Origin of the sequence: Frankia sp. CcI49, assembly GCF_001983215.1 — a bacterium.
Taxonomy (GTDB): Bacteria; Actinomycetota; Actinomycetes; order Frankiales; family Frankiaceae; genus Parafrankia; species Parafrankia irregularis.
In genome coordinates this window covers 266,538-282,194 of the sequence record NZ_MOWP01000017.1, presented here as the reverse complement: position 1 = coordinate 282,194, position 15,657 = coordinate 266,538, and the positions used below count along the sequence as shown (strand labels likewise).

Annotated in this window: 12 protein-coding genes; all 12 read left to right on the top strand. The window is 70.4% G+C overall.

Features of this window, described 5'->3' with window-relative positions; genetic code table 11:
• Positions 1-60: 60 nt before the first annotated feature.
• The 12 genes from CcI49_RS16600 to CcI49_RS16545 all read left to right on the top strand — a co-directional run bounded on the left by CcI49_RS16600 (position 61) and on the right by CcI49_RS16545 (position 15,516).
• A complete protein-coding gene (locus CcI49_RS16600) occupies positions 61-1,467 on the top strand; it encodes an NADH-quinone oxidoreductase subunit D (protein WP_054570400.1) in 1,407 nt (468 codons plus the stop codon).
• Positions 1,467-2,195: an NADH-quinone oxidoreductase subunit NuoE gene (nuoE, locus tag CcI49_RS16595; RefSeq protein ID WP_054570401.1), complete on the top strand. Its 729-nt coding sequence runs from the start codon at positions 1,467-1,469 to the stop codon at positions 2,193-2,195. Before CcI49_RS16600 ends, nuoE begins: the two co-directional genes overlap by 1 nt.
• A 2-nt stretch (positions 2,196-2,197) precedes the next feature.
• Entirely contained in the window at positions 2,198-3,535 is a 1,338-nt protein-coding gene (gene nuoF, locus CcI49_RS16590) for an NADH-quinone oxidoreductase subunit NuoF (RefSeq protein ID WP_054570402.1), read from the top strand.
• Positions 3,536-3,539: 4 nt separating this feature from the next.
• Positions 3,540-5,972, top strand: coding sequence for an NADH-quinone oxidoreductase subunit G (locus CcI49_RS16585; protein ID WP_076827579.1), 2,433 nt, complete (start codon positions 3,540-3,542; stop codon positions 5,970-5,972).
• Entirely contained in the window at positions 5,969-7,303 is a 1,335-nt protein-coding gene (gene nuoH / locus CcI49_RS16580) for an NADH-quinone oxidoreductase subunit NuoH (protein WP_076827576.1), read from the top strand. The genes CcI49_RS16585 and nuoH overlap by 4 nt, the downstream gene beginning before the upstream one ends.
• Positions 7,304-7,306: 3 nt before the next feature.
• Positions 7,307-7,906, top strand: a complete 600-nt coding sequence (gene nuoI, locus CcI49_RS16575) for an NADH-quinone oxidoreductase subunit NuoI (protein ID WP_054570405.1) — start codon at positions 7,307-7,309, stop codon at positions 7,904-7,906.
• A complete protein-coding gene (locus CcI49_RS16570; RefSeq protein WP_076827574.1) occupies positions 7,903-8,862 on the top strand; it encodes an NADH-quinone oxidoreductase subunit J in 960 nt (319 codons plus the stop codon). Before nuoI ends, CcI49_RS16570 begins: the two co-directional genes overlap by 4 nt.
• Positions 8,859-9,158, top strand: coding sequence for an NADH-quinone oxidoreductase subunit NuoK (nuoK, locus tag CcI49_RS16565; protein ID WP_006539095.1), 300 nt, complete (start codon positions 8,859-8,861; stop codon positions 9,156-9,158). Before CcI49_RS16570 ends, nuoK begins: the two co-directional genes overlap by 4 nt.
• Positions 9,159-9,365: 207 nt before the next feature.
• Positions 9,366-11,351, top strand: coding sequence for an NADH-quinone oxidoreductase subunit L (gene nuoL, locus CcI49_RS16560; RefSeq protein WP_076827572.1), 1,986 nt, complete (start codon positions 9,366-9,368; stop codon positions 11,349-11,351).
• Between the two features lies 1 nt (position 11,352).
• A complete protein-coding gene (locus CcI49_RS16555; protein WP_006539097.1) occupies positions 11,353-12,918 on the top strand; it encodes an NADH-quinone oxidoreductase subunit M in 1,566 nt (521 codons plus the stop codon).
• Positions 12,915-14,492 (top strand): NADH-quinone oxidoreductase subunit NuoN, encoded by a 1,578-nt coding sequence (gene nuoN / locus CcI49_RS16550; protein WP_054570408.1) that lies wholly within the window; start codon positions 12,915-12,917, stop codon positions 14,490-14,492. The genes CcI49_RS16555 and nuoN overlap by 4 nt, the downstream gene beginning before the upstream one ends.
• A gap of 7 nt (positions 14,493-14,499) precedes the next feature.
• Entirely contained in the window at positions 14,500-15,516 is a 1,017-nt protein-coding gene (locus CcI49_RS16545) for a polyprenyl synthetase family protein (RefSeq protein WP_054570409.1), read from the top strand.
• Positions 15,517-15,657 lie beyond the last annotated feature (141 nt).

Sequence of the window (15,657 nt, the reverse complement as noted above, 5' to 3'; positions counted from 1 at the left end):
TGGTACAGCCGCCCATATCCCGGCTGGCAGGTACACCCGAGCCGACATCCGAGGTTCGCTATGAGCACGCACACCGAGACGCCCGTCGACGCCGCGGGCGGAATGGCACCCGGCGGTCCCGGCGGTCCGGCCGAGCCCGTCACCGGGGCGCAGCCCTACGAGGCAGGCTTCACCGAGTCGTCGGCCGGCCGCGTCTACACCGTCACCGGTGGTGACTGGGAGCAGGTCCTGGGCTCCGGTGAGTCCGACGGCGAGCGCATCACCGTCAACATGGGCCCGCAGCATCCGTCCACGCACGGCGTGCTGCGGCTGGTGCTGGAGATCGAGGGCGAGACGGTCACCGAGACCCGGATCGTCATCGGCTACCTGCACACCGGCATCGAGAAGAGCTGCGAGTACCGCACCTGGACTCAGGCGGTCACCTTCCTGACCCGGGCGGACTACCTCTCCCCGCTGTACAACGAGGCGGCCTACTGCCTGTCGGTGGAGAAGCTGCTCGGCATCACCGACGAGATTCCCGAGCGGGCGACCGTCATCCGGGTGCTGGTCATGGAGCTGCAGCGGATCGCCTCGCACCTGGTGTGGCTCGCGACCGGCGGTATGGAGCTCGGCGCCACCACCGGCATGATCTTCGGTTTCCGTGAGCGGGAGAAGATCCTCGACCTGCTCGAGCTGATCACCGGCCTGCGGATGAACCATGCCTACATCCGCCCCGGCGGCCTCGCGCAGGACATCCCGGACGAGGCGATCCCGCGGATCCGCGAGTTCCTCGTCGACATGCCGAAGCGGATCCGCGAGTACCACGCGCTGCTGACCGGCCAGCCCATCTGGAAGGCCCGGATGGTCGACGTCAACTTCCTCGACGCGGCCGCCTGCATCGCGCTGGGGACGACCGGCCCGGTGCTGCGCGCCGCCGGCCTGCCGTGGGACCTGCGCAAGACCATGCCGTACTGCGGCTACGAGACCTACGACTTCGACGTCCCCACCGCGCTTGAGGGCGACTCCTACGCCCGGTACCTGGTGCGGCTGGAGGAGATGGGCGAGTCCCTCAAGATCATCGAGCAGTGCCTGGACCGGCTGCGGCCCGGCCCGGTCATGGTCGCCGACAAGAAGATCGCCTGGCCGTCCCAGCTCTCGATCGGCTCCGACGGCATGGGCAACTCGCTCGACCACATCCGCAAGATCATGGGCACCTCGATGGAGGCCCTGATCCACCACTTCAAGCTCGTCACCGAGGGCTTCCGGGTGCCGGCCGGCCAGGTCTACACACAGATCGAGTCGCCGCGCGGCGAGCTCGGCTACCACGTGGTCAGCGACGGCGGCACCAGGCCGTTCCGTGTCCACGTGCGTGACCCAAGCTTCGTCAACCTGCAGGCCGTGCCCGCGATGACGGAGGGCGGGCAGGTGGCCGACGTGATCGTCGGAGTTGCCTCCGTGGACCCGGTGCTCGGGGGAGTTGACCGCTGATGCCACTGACCGAACAGACCCGGGCTGCCGCCCGCGAGATCATCGCGCGCTACCCGGAGGGGCGTTCCCGCTCCGCGCTGCTGCCCATGCTGCATCTGGTGCAGTCGGAGGAGGGGGCGGTCACCGCCCAGGGCGTGGACTTCTGCGCCGAGCAGCTCGGCCTCACCCACGCCGAGGTCGGCGCGGTCGCGACCTTCTACACGATGTACAAGCGCCGTCCGGTCGGTGACTGGCTGGTCTCGGTGTGCACGAACCTCTCCTGCCTGCTGCGCGGCGGTGAGGACGTCTACCAGCGGCTGTCGGCGAACCTCGGGGTCGGGCACGACCAGACCACCGAGGACGGCACGATCACGCTGGAGCACGCCGAGTGCCTGGCTGCCTGCGACTACGCGCCGGTCATGACGGTGAACTACGAGTTCTACGACCAGGTCACCCCGGATTCCGCCGAGGGCATCGTGGACGCGCTGCGGCGCGGTGAGCGCCCGGCGCCGACCCGCGGCGGCCCGCTGTGCACGTTCGCCGAGGCGTCCTTCCAGCTCGCCGGGTTCGCCGACCCGCGGCCCGACGGCGTCGCCGGCCCGGGCGTGGGCGACCCGTCGATCGCCGGGGTGGCGATCGCCGAGGCCGGCGGCTGGAAGCCCGAGCACGGCGTCGCCGGCGCCCCGCCGCTGACCCCGCTCCCGTCGACCGCGCCGCCGGCGGCCGCGCCGCAGACGAAGGTGAACTGACCATGCCTGTCACCCCGGTCCTCACCCGGCGCTGGAACGTGCCCGAGTCGTGGACACTGGCGACCTACGAGCGTCTCGACGGCTACCAGGGCCTGCGCCGGGCGCTGGCGCAGGCGCCCGACGACCTCATCAAGCTCGTCAAGGACTCCGGCCTGCGCGGCCGGGGCGGCGCGGGCTTCCCCACCGGCATGAAGTGGGGCTTCATCCCGCAGGGCGACGGCAAGCCGCACTACCTCGTCATCAACGCCGACGAGGGCGAGCCGGGCACCTGCAAGGACGCCCCGCTGATGAAGGCCGACCCGCACTCGCTGATCGAGGGCATCGTCATCGCCGCCTACGCGGTGCGCGCGAACCGGGCCTTCATCTACCTGCGCGGCGAGCTGATCCACGCCGCGCGCCGGCTGCGGGCGGCCGTCGCGGAGGCATACGAGGCCGGCTACCTGGGGCGGGACATCCTAGGTAGCGGTTTCGACCTCGACCTGGTGGTGCACTCCGGCGCCGGCGCGTACATCTGCGGCGAGGAGACCGCTCTGCTGGACTCGTTGGAGGGCCGGCGCGGCCAGCCGCGGCTGCGCCCGCCGTTCCCGGCGACCCACGGGCTGTACGCGTCCCCCACGGTCGTGAACAACGTCGAGACCATCGCCACGGTGCCCTTCATCGTGAACTACGGCGTCGACTGGTTCCGCTCGATGGGGCGGGAGCGGGCGCCGGGCCCGAAGATCTACAGCCTGTCCGGCCATGTGACCCGGCCCGGCCAGTACGAGGCGCCGATGGGCACCACCCTGCGTGAGCTGCTGGAGATGGCGGGCGGTGTGCTCGGCGGCCGGGAGCTGAAGGCCTGGACGCCCGGTGGCTCGTCCACCCCGCTGCTCACCGCCGACCACATCGACGTCCCACTGGACTTCGAAGGTGTGCAGGAGGCCGGGTCGCTGCTCGGCACGGCGGCGTTGATGATCATGGATGAGACCGTCGACATGCTGCCGGTGGTCCGCCGCCTGACCCAGTTCTACGCACACGAGTCGTGCGGCAAGTGCACCCCCTGCCGGGAAGGCACCACCTGGATGGTGCAGATCCTCTCCCGGATGGAGCGCGGCCACGGCGACTCCGACGACGTCGACACCCTCGTCGACGCCTGCGACAACATCTTCGGACGCGCGTTCTGCGCGCTCGCGGACGGCGCCACCTCGCCGATCGTCTCCGGGATCAAGCACTTCCGGAACGAGTTCCTCCCGATCACTCCGGTGGGGCCGTCGGGCTCCACCCCGTCCGGCTCGGCGAACGGCACGGCCGCTGCAGGCAAGGCCGCGGACACGCCGGGCGCCTACGCGGGAGCGCACTGAGATCATGACTGTCGCCCCAGAGAAGCCGGCCGTGCCGGCCGCCCCCGACCACGTCACGCTCACCGTCGACGGCCTCGAGGTGAGCGTGCCGAAGGGCACCCTGATCATCCGAGCCGCGGAACAGCTGGGAATCGAGATCCCGCGGTTCTGCGACCACCCGCTGCTGGACCCGGTCGGGGCCTGCCGGCAGTGCATCGTCGAGGTCGAGGGCCAGCGCAAGCCGGTCGCGTCCTGCACGACCACGGTCGCCGCGGACATGGTGGTGAAGACCCAGCTCACCTCGCCGGTGGCCGAGAAGGCCCAGGCGGGAACGCTGGAGTTCCTTCTCCTCAACCACCCGCTCGACTGCCCGATCTGCGACAAGGGCGGTGAGTGCCCGCTGCAGAACCAGTCGATGGCGAACGGCGCCGCCACCTCCCGGTTCAAGGAGACGAAGCGGGCCTACCCCAAGCCGCTGGCGATCTCCACCCAGATCCTGCTGGACCGCGAGCGCTGCGTGCTGTGCGCGCGGTGTACCCGGTTCTCCGCGCAGATCGCCGGTGACCCGTTCATCGAGCTGTTCGAGCGGGGCGCGGCCGAGCAGGTCGCCGTCAGCGACGGGCAGCCGTTCTCGTCCTACTTCTCCGGCAACACCGTGCAGATCTGCCCGGTCGGCGCGCTCACCAGCGCCGCCTACCGGTTCCGGGCCCGGCCGTTCGACCTGGTGTCGACGCCGACGTCCTGCGAGCACTGCGCGGCCGGCTGCTCCCTGCGCACCGACCACCGGCGCGGCAAGGTGACCCGGCGCCTCGCCGCCGAGGACCCGGCGGTGAACGAGGAGTGGAACTGCGACAAGGGCCGCTTCGCGTTCACCTACGCCCGCCAGGCCGACCGGCTCACCACCCCGCTGATCCGCGACGACAACACCGGTGAGCTGGTCGAGGCCAGCTGGTCCGAGGCGTTGGAGTACGCGGCCCGGGGGCTGGCCGAGTGCCGTGACCGCAACGGTGTCGGCGTCCTGGCCGGCGGCCGGCTGACCCGCGAGGACGCGTACGCCTACGCCAAGTTCGCCCGGCTGGCGCTGCGCACCAACGACGTGGACTTCCGTGCCCGCCCGCATTCCGCCGAGGAGGAGGCCTTCCTCGGCAGCGTCGTCGCGGGCACCGGGATCGGTGTCACCTACGCCGATCTGGAGGCCGCGCCCGCCGTCCTGCTCGTGGCGTTCGAGCCCGAGGAGGAGTCCGCCGTCGTCTTCCTGCGGCTGCGCAAGGCCGCCACCAAGCGCGGCACCGCGGTGCACGCGCTCGCGCCGCTGACCACCCGTGGGCTGCGCAAGCTGGCCGGCACGCTGATCCCGACGCTGCCCGGCGGCGAGGCCGCGGTGCTGGACGAGCTGGCAGCCGGGTCGTCGGCCACCGCCGAGGCGCTGCGCGCGCCCGGCGCGGTGATCCTGGTCGGCTCCCGGGCCGCCGAGTCGCCCGGTGCGCTGTCGGCGGCCCTGCGGCTCGCCGCGGCCACCGGTGCCGCGCTGGCCTGGGTTCCGCGCCGCGCCGGTGAGCGCGGGGCGGTCTCCGCCGGCCTGCTGCCGTCGCTGCTTCCGGGCGGGCGCCCGGTGGCGGACGTCGGCGCCCGCGCCGAGGTCGAGTCCTTCTGGGGCGCCCCGCTGCTCGGCGCGCCGGGCCGGGACACCGCCGGGATCCTGGCCGCCGCCGAGGCGGGCCGGCTCGACGCGGTCATCGTCGCCGGCGTGGACGCCGAGGACCTGCCCGACCCGGCCGGCGCGCTGGCCACCCTGGCCCGGGTGCCGTTCTGCGTGTCGCTGGAGATCCGCCGCTCGTCCATCGCGGCGGTCGCGGACGTGGTGTTCCCGGTCGCTCCGGTCGCGGAGAAGGCGGGCGCGTTCGTGAACTGGGAGGGGCGCCTGCGCCCGTTCCAGCGCGCGCTGGACACCCCCGCACTGCCCGACCTGCGGGTGCTGCACCTGCTCGCCGCCGAGATGGGCGTCGACCTGCTCCTGCCGGACGCGGGCGCGGCCGCGCGGGAGCTGAACGAGCTCGGCCGGGCCGGCGACGAGACCCACCGCGGCCAGCCGCCGACCGACATCGGGCTCGCCCCGGCGACCGCCGGGCCGGGGGAGGCGCTGCTCGCGACCTGGCACCTCAACCTCGACGACGGTGCTCTGCAGGCCGGTGAGACCTATCTCGCCGGGACCGCGCGCCCGCCGCGTCTGCTGCTGTCCGCGGCGACCGCGGCCGAGATCGGAGCGGTCGAGGGCCAGCCGGTCACCGCGAGCACGGCCCGCGGTTCGGTGACCCTGCCGCTGGAGATCACCGAGATGCCGGACCGGGTGGTCTGGGTGCCGACCCACTCGCCGGACTCCCACGTCCGCCGCTCGCTGGCGGAGCACGCCGGGGTGCTGGTCCGCCTCACCACCGACATCACCGGAGGCCGGGCATGACCGGGACCTCGACGCTCCTGCTCGCCGCGAACGTCGGCGACCCGGACACGTCCGTCCTCACCGACGACCCGTTCTGGCTCATCCTGCTCAAAGCGGTCGTGGTCTTCGGGTTCCTGCTCGTGATGACGCTGTTCTCGATCGTCTTCGAGCGCAAGGTCGTCGCGAAGATGCAGCAGCGGATCGGGCCGAACCGGCACGGCCCGCGCGGCTGGCTGCAGAGCCTCGCCGACGGCGTGAAGCTCATGCTCAAGGAAGACATCGTCCCGGCGCTGGCCGACAAGCCGATCTTCATCCTGGCGCCGATCATCTCGGCGGTGCCGGCCTTCGTGGCCTTCGCCTGCATCCCGTTCGGGCCCGAGGTGTCGATCTTCGGCGAGCGCACCCTGCTGCAGCTCGCGGACCTGCCGGTCGGCGTGCTGTACCTGCTGGCGGCCGCGTCGATCGGGGTGTACGGCCTGATCCTCTCCGGCTGGTCCAGCGGGTCGACGTACCCGCTGCTGGGCTCGCTGCGATCGGCCGCGCAGATCATCTCCTACGAGGTCGCGATGGGCCTGGCGTTCGTCGCGGTCTTCATCTACGCCGGCACGCTGAGCACCGCGGGCATCGTGCAGAGCCAGCACGACTGGTGGTACGTCGCGCTGCTCCCGTCGTTCGTCCTGTACGTCATCGCGATGGTCGGTGAGACGAACCGGACCCCCTTCGACCTGCCCGAGGCCGAGGGCGAGCTGGTCGGTGGCTTCCACACCGAGTACAGCTCGATCAAGTTCGCGTTCTTCTTCCTCGCCGAGTACATCAACATGGTCACCGTGTCGGCGATCGCGACCACGCTGTTCCTCGGCGGCTGGCAGCCTCCGCCGATCCCGGGGCTGTCCGGGCTGGACCACGGGTGGTTCCCGCTGATCTGGTTCGTCGCGAAGCTGCTGGCGTTCATCTTCTTCTTCATCTGGCTGCGGGGAACGCTGCCGCGGCTGCGCTACGACCAGTTCATGGCCTTCGGCTGGAAGGTCCTGATCCCGGTCGGACTCGTCTGGGTGTGCGCGGTCGCCACGTTCCGCGCCTACCAGCAGCACGTCACCGACCGGACGCCGTGGCTCATCGGCTTCGGGGTCGTGGTCGGCATCCTGCTCATCATCGCGATCATCGATCCGGGCGCGGCGAAGGCGGCACGGGAGCAGGAGGAGGCCGAGCGGGAACGGGCCGAATCGGCCCCGAGCCTGGAGAACATTCCCTGGCCACCGCCGTCCGGCGGCCCGGCGCGGGTGATGGCCGGGCTAGACAAGGGAAACACCACCGTCATCCCCGCGGGCGCCGGCCCGCGTCAGGAGAGCTGAACCATGGGGATCCTCGACCCCTACAAGGGTTTCGGCGTCACCTTCTCGACGATGTTCAAGAAGCCGACGACCGAGCAGTACCCGGAGTACAAGAAGGAGACGGCGCCGCGGTTCCACGGCCGTCACCAGCTCAACCGGCACCCCGACGGGCTGGAGAAGTGCGTCGGGTGCGAGCTGTGTGCCTGGGCCTGCCCGGCGGACGCGATCTACGTCGAGGGCGCGGACAACACCGAYGAGGAGCGCTACTCCCCGGGTGAGCGGTACGGCCGCGTCTATCAGATCAACTACCTGCGCTGCATCCTGTGCGGGCTGTGCATCGAGGCCTGCCCGACCCGGGCGCTCACGATGTCGAACGAGTACGAGCTCGCCGACGACAGCCGCCAGGACCTGATCTTCACCAAGGAGCAGCTCCTCGCGCCGCTGCGGGAGGGGATGGCGCAGCCGCCGCATCCGATGTTCCTCGGCGAGAGCGAGACCGACTACTACACCCGCGACCCGGAGGCCCCGCTGCCCTGGCAGGTCGGCAGCGAGGCGCAGACGGGCGGCGGCACCGCGGCGGACGAGGCCTCGGCCCACGGCGCGGGTTCGGAGCGGGCGCGATGAGCCCGCAGATCCTCGCCCAGGCGGCCGAGATCACCAGCACGTCGAACGGCGAGGCCTGGACCTTCTGGCTGCTCGCGCCGGTGGCGCTGATCGCCGGGCTGGGCATGGTGCTGATGCGCAGCGCGGTGCACTCGGCGCTGCTGCTCGTGGTGAACCTGTTCTGCGTGGCGGTGTTCTACCTGCTTCAGGACGCGCCCTTCCTGGGCTTCGTCCAGATCATCGTCTACACCGGCGCGATCATGGTTCTGTTCCTGTTCGTGCTGATGCTGGTCGGGGTGGACTCCTCCGACTCGCTCGTCGAGACACTGCGCGGCCAGCGGATCGCCGCGGTGATCCTCGGCCTGGGCTTCGCCGGGCTGCTGGTCTTCCCGATCGGGCGGGCGATCGACGGCGGCAGCGCCGCGGGCCTCGACGCGGCGAACTCCGAGGGCAACGTCACGGCGATCGGGAAGCTGCTGTTCAGCGAGTACGTCTTCGTCTTCGAGGTGATCTCGGCACTGCTCGTCGTGGCCGCCATCGGGACGATGGTGCTCGGCCACCGCGAGCACACCGGCGAGAAGCTGACGCAGAAGGAGCGGATGCGCCGCCGCCTCACCGAGGGCGGCCCGATCACCCCGCGGCCCGGGCCGAAGGTCTTCGCGATCAACCCGGATCTGGAGCAGGCCGTGCGCGGCTCCGGGGAGCCGGCGGCCGTCGGCGGCCCGTCCCACGACGAGGGGCCGGACGCGAGCGGTACCGGTACCGGCGGCACCGGCTTCGGTGGTCCCGGCTCGTCCGGGCCTTCCGATGGGCCCGGCTCCGGCGGGCCCGACGCAGGCGACTCCGGGTCGGGTGGCCCCCAGGCCGGCGGCGGCGGTCAGCATGTCAACGGCTCCGCCGTGGCGGAGGACGCGGACGGCGCGAACGCTGTCGGCGAGGCGGCGCCGGTCGGCGCGGGCAGCGGGGGTGGCCGGTGAACCCGGCGAACTATCTGATTCTGGCGGGGCTGCTGTTCACCATCGGGGCGACGGGTGTCCTGGTCCGCCGCAACGCGATCGTCGTGTTCATGTCCATCGAGCTGATGCTCAACTCGGTGAACCTGACGCTGGTGACCTTCTCCCGGATCCACGGGACGCTGGAGGGCCAGATCATGGCCTTCTTCGTCATGGTGGTGGCCGCCGCCGAGGTGGTCGTGGGTCTCGCGATCATCCTGGCGATCTTCCGGACGCGCAGATCCGCCTCTGTCGACGACGTGAACCTGCTGAAGTACTGACGCTTTCGACGTACTCGGGACCCTTTTCGACGTATTCGGGCCTCCTCCAGGCCTGTCCCCGGCCGCCGCAGACGCGGCCGCGACCGGGACCTCCGGTCACGGAAGAACGGACGACACTGCAGTGACGCTTTGCGCAACAGGGGCGGCGCGGCCCGGACCACCTGCGGTGGCCCTGGCGCTGGCGCACGCGCCCGGAACCGGCCCACGATGAGCGCTCCCGCGGCCCTCCTCGCGGCCGAGGAGCACGGCGGTGGGGCCGTGCACTACGCCACCGCGTCCGGGGCGTTCTMGCTGACCTGGCTGCTCATCGCACTTCCGCTGGCCGGGGCGGCGATCCTCCTGCTCGGCGGGAAGCGCACCGACCGGTGGGGCCACCTGCTCGGCACGGCCACGGCGGCGGCGTCGTTCGTCGTCGGCCTGGTGCTGTTCTTCGGGCTGCTCGACCGCGGCGGCGACGACCGCGCGGTCTCCCAGCACCTGTTCAGCTGGATTCCGGTCAACGGCTTCCAGGTGGACGTCGGCCTGCTGGTCGACCAGCTCTCCGTCCTGTTCGTGCTGCTGATCACCGGTGTGGGCACGCTGATCCACATCTACTCGATCGGCTACATGTCGCACGATCCGGGCCGGCGGCGCTTCTTCGCCTACATGAACCTCTTCCTGGCGTCGATGCTGCTGCTGGTGCTGGGCAACAACTTCCTGGTCCTCTACGGCGGGTGGGAGCTGGTCGGCCTCTCCTCCTTCCTGCTCATCAAGTTCTGGGAGTACAAGCCCGCGGCGGCCACCGCCGCGAACAAGGCTTTCTACATGAACCGGGTCGGTGACGTCGGCCTGGCGCTCGCGATCATGTTCATGTTCGCCACCGTCGGCAGCACCAACTACGACGACGTCTTCGGCGCCGCCGCAGCGGACGTGATCGGGTACGGGACCATCAGCGCGATGGCGCTGCTGCTCCTGCTCGGCGCCTGCGGCAAGTCCGGCCAGTTCCCGCTGCAGGCCTGGCTCCCGGACGCCATGGAGGGCCCGACCCCGATCTCGGCGCTGATCCACGCGGCGACGATGGTCACCGCCGGCGTCTACCTGATCGTCCGCTCGGCTCCGATCTTCGACCAGACGCAGGCCGCGCGCACCGTCGTCCTGATCATCGGCGCCGTCACGATCATGATCGGGTGCATCATCGGGTGTGCCTACGACGACATCAAGAAGGTCCTGGCGTACTCGACGGTCAGCCAGATCGGCTACATGTTCCTGGCCGTCGGGCTCGGGCCCGCCGGCTACGCGCTGGGCATCATGCACCTGCTGGCGCACGGCTTCTTCAAAGCCGGCCTCTTCCTCGGTTCCGGGTCCGTCATCCACGCGATGGACGACGAGCAGGACATGCGCCGCTACGGCAACCTGCGCAGGTACATGCCGATCACCTGGATCACCTTCGGGCTCGGCTACCTGGCGATCATCGGCTTCCCGGGCCTGTCCGGCTTCTTCACCAAGGACCGGATCATCGAGACCGCGCTGGCCAAGGGCGGCACGAGCGGCTACGTCCTCGGTGGCGTGGCGCTGCTCGGCGCCGGGATCACCGCCTTCTACATGACCCGGCTGTTCCTGATGACCTTCCACGGCGAGGAGCGCTGGGCGCACGACGGGCCGGAGGCGAAGCACCCGCACGAGTCGCCGGCCAGCATGACCGGCCCGATGCTGCTGCTGGCGGTCGGCTCCGTGTTCGCCGGTGGTCTGTTCGTCCTCGGTGACTCGATGCAGAACTGGCTCGCCCCGGTGGTCGGCGAGCACGGCGAGGCCCATCACGACATCTCGCCGGCCGTGGTCACCGCGCTCACGCTGGTCGTCTCGGCCGGTGGTTTCGCCGGCGCCTTCCTGCGCTACCAGCTCCGCCCGGTCGAGGCCGTCGCCCCCACCGACGCCGAGGTCAGCGTGCTGACCGTCGCCGCGCGGCACGACCTCTACGCGAACACGATCAACGAGACCGTCGCCATGCGGCCGGGGCAGTACCTGACCCGCTTCCTGGTGTGGGCGGACAACGTCGGGATCGACGGCTTCGTGCGCGGCAGCGCGGCGGCCATCGGCGGACTGTCCGGCCGGCTGCGACGCACCCAGACCGGCTTCGTCCGGTCCTACGCACTGTCGATGTTGGGAGGTACCGTCCTCGTGGTCGGTGCTCTGCTGCTGACCAGGGCCGGCTGACATGAGTACGGCTCCCTGGCTGACGATCATGCTGATCGTCCCCGCGGTCGGTTCGCTTCTGGTCGCGCTGCTTCCGCGCCGCTCCGCGCTGCTCGCCAAGCAGCTCGCGCTGGCCGTCTCGCTGGTCGTGCTGGTGCTCGCCGTGCTGGCGACCGCCGCCTACGACCCGGACAAGGCCGGCTTCCAGTTCGGCCAGAAGCACGAATGGATCAAGCAGTTCGGCGTCTCCTACTCGGTCGGCGCCGACGGCATCTCGCTGGTTCTGATGCTGCTCGCCGCGCTGCTGGTCCCGGTGGTCGTGCTGGCCTCCTGGGACGAGGCGGACAACGTCAACCGGTCCGTCCCGGCGTTCTTCGCGCTGCTGCTGGCGCTGGAGACGGGCATGATCGGCGTCTTCGCGGCGACCGACGTGTTCCTCTTCTACGTCTTCTTCGAGGCCATGCTCATCCCGATGTACTTCCTCATCGGGAGCTACGGGCCGGTCGAGGAGAAGGCGCAGCGGTCGTACGCGGCGGTGAAGTTCCTGCTCTACAGCCTGTTCGGCGGGCTGCTGATGCTCGCCGCGGTGATCGGCCTCTACGTGCTCTCCTCGCAGCAGTTCGACACCGGCGGCACGTTCGACTTCGCCACGCTGCGCCAGCACCTGGTCATCACGCCGGACACGCAGAAGCTGCTCTTCCTCGGCTTCTTCATCGCCTTCGCGATCAAGGCGCCGTTGTTCCCGTTCCACACCTGGCTGCCCGACGCCGGTGCCCAGTCGCCGACCGGTGGCGCCGTGCTGCTCGTCGGCGTCCTGGACAAGGTCGGCACGTTCGGCCTCATCCGCTACTGCATCCCGCTGTTCCCGGACGCCTCCGAGTACTTCGCGCCGATGGTGCTGGCACTCGCGGTGATCGGCATCTTCTACGGCGCGCTGCTGGCGATCGGTCAACGGGACATGAAACGCCTGGTCGCCTACACCTCGCTGGCGCACTTCGGGTTCATCGCGCTGGGCACGTTCGCCTTCACCTCGCAGGCCGGGACCGGCGCCGTGCTCTACATGGTCAACCACGGCCTGTCGACCGGCCTGCTGTTCGTGGTGGTCGGCTTCCTGGTCTCCCGGCAGGGCAGCCGGGACGTCGGCGCCTACGGCGGCATGGCCCAGGTGACACCGATGCTCGCCGGGGTGTTCCTGATCGCCGGCCTCTCCTCGCTGGCGCTGCCGGGGACGAACAGCTTCGTGAGCGAGTTCCTCGTCCTGGTGGGGACGTTCACCGAGTACCGCGCGCTGGCGATCGTCGCGACCTGCGGGATCGTGCTGGCCGCGATCTACATCCTGTTCCTGTACCAGCGCACGATGACCGGTCCGGTGAAGGACGAGAAGCTTCGCCTCGTCAAGGACCTGAGCGTGCGGGAACGGGTCGTGGTCGCGCCGATGGTGGCGCTGATCATCGGGCTCGGGGTCTACCCGAAGCCGCTGCTTGACATCATCACGCCCGCGGTGACCAGCACGTTCGAGGACATCGGGAAGTCCGACCCGGCCCCGACGGCCCCGGTGGCCGCAACGCAGTCCGGAGGCCATTCGTGAGCGCGGTTTCGACCGTGGTGGCGCAGGGCGTCACACAGAAGATCACACCACCGTCGATCGAGTACTCGGCGCTCAGCCCGATGCTCATCCTCTTCGGCGTCGCACTGGCCGGAGTGCTCGTCGACGCCTTCGCACCGCCGAAGGCGCGGCGGCTGATCCAGCCGCTGCTCGCCGGTGCCGGGTTCATCGGGGCGTTCGTCGCCGTCGTGCTCCTRCACGCCCGCCGGCAGATCCTCGCCGCCGGTGCGGTGGCCATCGACGGCCCGACCCTGTTCATGCAGGGCACCATCCTGGTCTTCGCGGCGCTGGCCGTGCTGCTGGTGGCCGAGCGCTCGCTGGACTCCTCCGGCGGTGCGCTCGTCGCCTCCGCGGCCGTGGTGCCCGGCTCGAAGGGCTCCACGGCGCAGCGCACCTCCCCGGAGGTGCAGACCGAGGCGTACCCGCTGATGGTCTTCTCGGTCACCGGGATGCTGTTGTTCGTCGCGTCGAACAACCTGCTCGTCATGTTCGTCGCGCTGGAGATCCTCTCCCTGCCGCTGTACCTGCTGGCCGGGCTCGCCCGCCGGCGCCGGCTGCTGTCGCAGGAAGCGGCGATGAAGTACTTCCTGCTCGGCGCGTTCTCCTCCGCCTTCTTCCTGTACGGCGTCGCGTTCGCCTACGGCTACGCCAGTAGTGTCGAGCTCGGCCGGGTCGCTGACGCGGTCGGCACGGTCGGGAAGAACGACACCTACCTCTACCTGTCGCTCGCGCTGATCGGGGTCGGTCTCTTCTTCAAGATCGGCGCTGCCCCGTTCCACTCCTGGACGCCGGACGTCTACCAGGGCTCGCCGACGCCGATCACTGCCTTCATGGCAGCCGGTACCAAGGTCGCGGCCTTCGGCGCGCTGCTGCGGGTCTTCTACGTGGCCTTCGGCGGCATGCGCTGGGACTGGCGCCCGGTGATCTGGGCCGTCGCGATCCTCACCATGGTCGTGGGTGCCGTGCTCGCGCTGACCCAGCGCGACATCAAGCGGATGCTGGCCTACTCGGCCGTCGCCCACGCCGGCTTCCTGCTCGTCGGCATGGCCGGGTCGAACTCCGACGGCCTGCGCGGCGCGATGTTCTACCTGGTGACCTACGGCTTCACCACGATGGCCGCGTTCGCCGTCGTCTCGCTGGTCCGGACCGGGGACGGCGAGGCCAGCGACCTGTCCCAGTGGCAGGGCGTGGGCCGCACCTCACCGGTGCTGGCGGGCATCTTCGCCTTCCTGCTGCTCGCACTCGCCGGAATCCCGCTGACCAGCGGCTTCACCGGCAAGTTCGCGGTCTTCCAGGCCGCGATCGACGGTGACGCGACCCCGCTGGTCATCGTGGCGCTCGTGTGCAGCGCGATCGCCGCGTTCTTCTACGTCCGTGTGATCGTTGTCATGTTCTTCTCCGAACCGCTCGCCGACGGTCCTGTCGTCGTCACCCGACCGACGCTGACCTTCGCGACAGTGGGGATCGGCGCGCTCATGACGCTTCTGCTGGGTGTTATTCCACAGCCGCTTCTCGACCTGGCGAACACCGCAGCGACCTCCGGCTTCGTACGCTGATGGTGGTATGAGCGCTATCGGGTTGGACGTGATGGGGATCAGGGCTGACCCTGATCTGGAGAAGGCTGTCCGGGTGGGGCTGGCCGCGGTCGAGGAGATGCTGCGGCTTTCCGTCCACAGCGAGTTCTCCTTTGTCACCGAGGCCTCGCGGCACCTCGTTGACGCGGGTGGCAAGCGGTTCCGGCCGATGGTCGTGCTGCTGGCCGCCCAGTTCGCCGATCCCGAGGCGGCCGGCGTCGTGCCGGCCGCCGTCGCGATCGAGCTGACGCACCTTTCGACGCTTTACCACGACGACGTGATGGACGAGGCGCCGCTGCGGCGCGGAGCGGCGTCGGCGAACGCGCGCTGGACGAACACCGTCGCGATCCTCACCGGCGACTTCCTGTTCGCCCGCGCCTCCGAGATCACGGCCGACCTGGGCCCGGAGGCGACGCGCATTCTCGCCCGCACCATCGCGACGCTGTGCGAAGGGCAGATCCGGGAGACCGTCGGCCCCGGGCCCGGTCAGAACCAGATCGAGCACTACCTGCGGGTCATCACCGACAAGACCGCGTCGCTGATCGCCACCTCGGGCCGGCTCGGCGCGATGCTGGCCGGCGCCGACCGGGTCACGGCCGACGTCCTGGCGGCCTTCGGTGAGCGGTTCGGTGTCGCCTTCCAGCTCTCCGACGACATCATCGACCTCGCGTCGCCGACCGAGACCTCCGGGAAGACCCCCGGGACCGATCTTCGCGAGGGAATTCCGACGCTGCCCGTCCTCTACGCCCTGGAGGGCGACGACGCGGGTGCGCGCCGGCTGCGCGACCTGCTCGGCGCGGACCCGTGGGCGGGCTCCGGGGTGACCGAGAGCGCCGTCGTGGAGGCGCTGGAGGTGTTGCGGGAGCATCCCGCGATGGACCGGGCTCGAGCGGAGCTGGCGCGCTGGTCGGGCGAAGCCCGGGCGTGCCTCGCCCCGCTGCCCGACGGTCCCGCGAAGACGGCTCTGGAGTCGCTGGCCGACTTCGTCGTCGACCGCACCAGCTGACCACGGCACCAGCTGACCACACGGCACCAGCTGAAGGCCGGACCAGCTGAGGGTCAGCTGACACAATCACCGCACCGGCCGACCCCGGCTCAACTCTCCTCGGGGTCGGCTTCGGTTGCTGGAGCCGCTATCGGCATCGGA

Bases quoted from the DNA above. Each gene is read 5' to 3' on its own strand.
- CcI49_RS16600 (WP_054570400.1), top strand. From the start codon at position 61: ATGAGCACGCACACCGAGACGCCCGTCGACGCCGCGGGCGGAATGGCA.
- nuoE (WP_054570401.1), top strand. From the start codon at position 1,467: ATGCCACTGACCGAACAGACCCGGGCTGCCGCCCGCGAGATCATCGCG.
- nuoF (WP_054570402.1), top strand. From the start codon at position 2,198: ATGCCTGTCACCCCGGTCCTCACCCGGCGCTGGAACGTGCCCGAGTCG.
- CcI49_RS16585 (WP_076827579.1), top strand. From the start codon at position 3,540: ATGACTGTCGCCCCAGAGAAGCCGGCCGTGCCGGCCGCCCCCGACCAC.
- nuoH (WP_076827576.1), top strand. From the start codon at position 5,969: ATGACCGGGACCTCGACGCTCCTGCTCGCCGCGAACGTCGGCGACCCG.
- CcI49_RS16570 (WP_076827574.1), top strand. From the start codon at position 7,903: ATGAGCCCGCAGATCCTCGCCCAGGCGGCCGAGATCACCAGCACGTCG.
- CcI49_RS16555 (WP_006539097.1), top strand. From the start codon at position 11,353: ATGAGTACGGCTCCCTGGCTGACGATCATGCTGATCGTCCCCGCGGTC.
- CcI49_RS16545 (WP_054570409.1), top strand. From the start codon at position 14,500: ATGAGCGCTATCGGGTTGGACGTGATGGGGATCAGGGCTGACCCTGAT.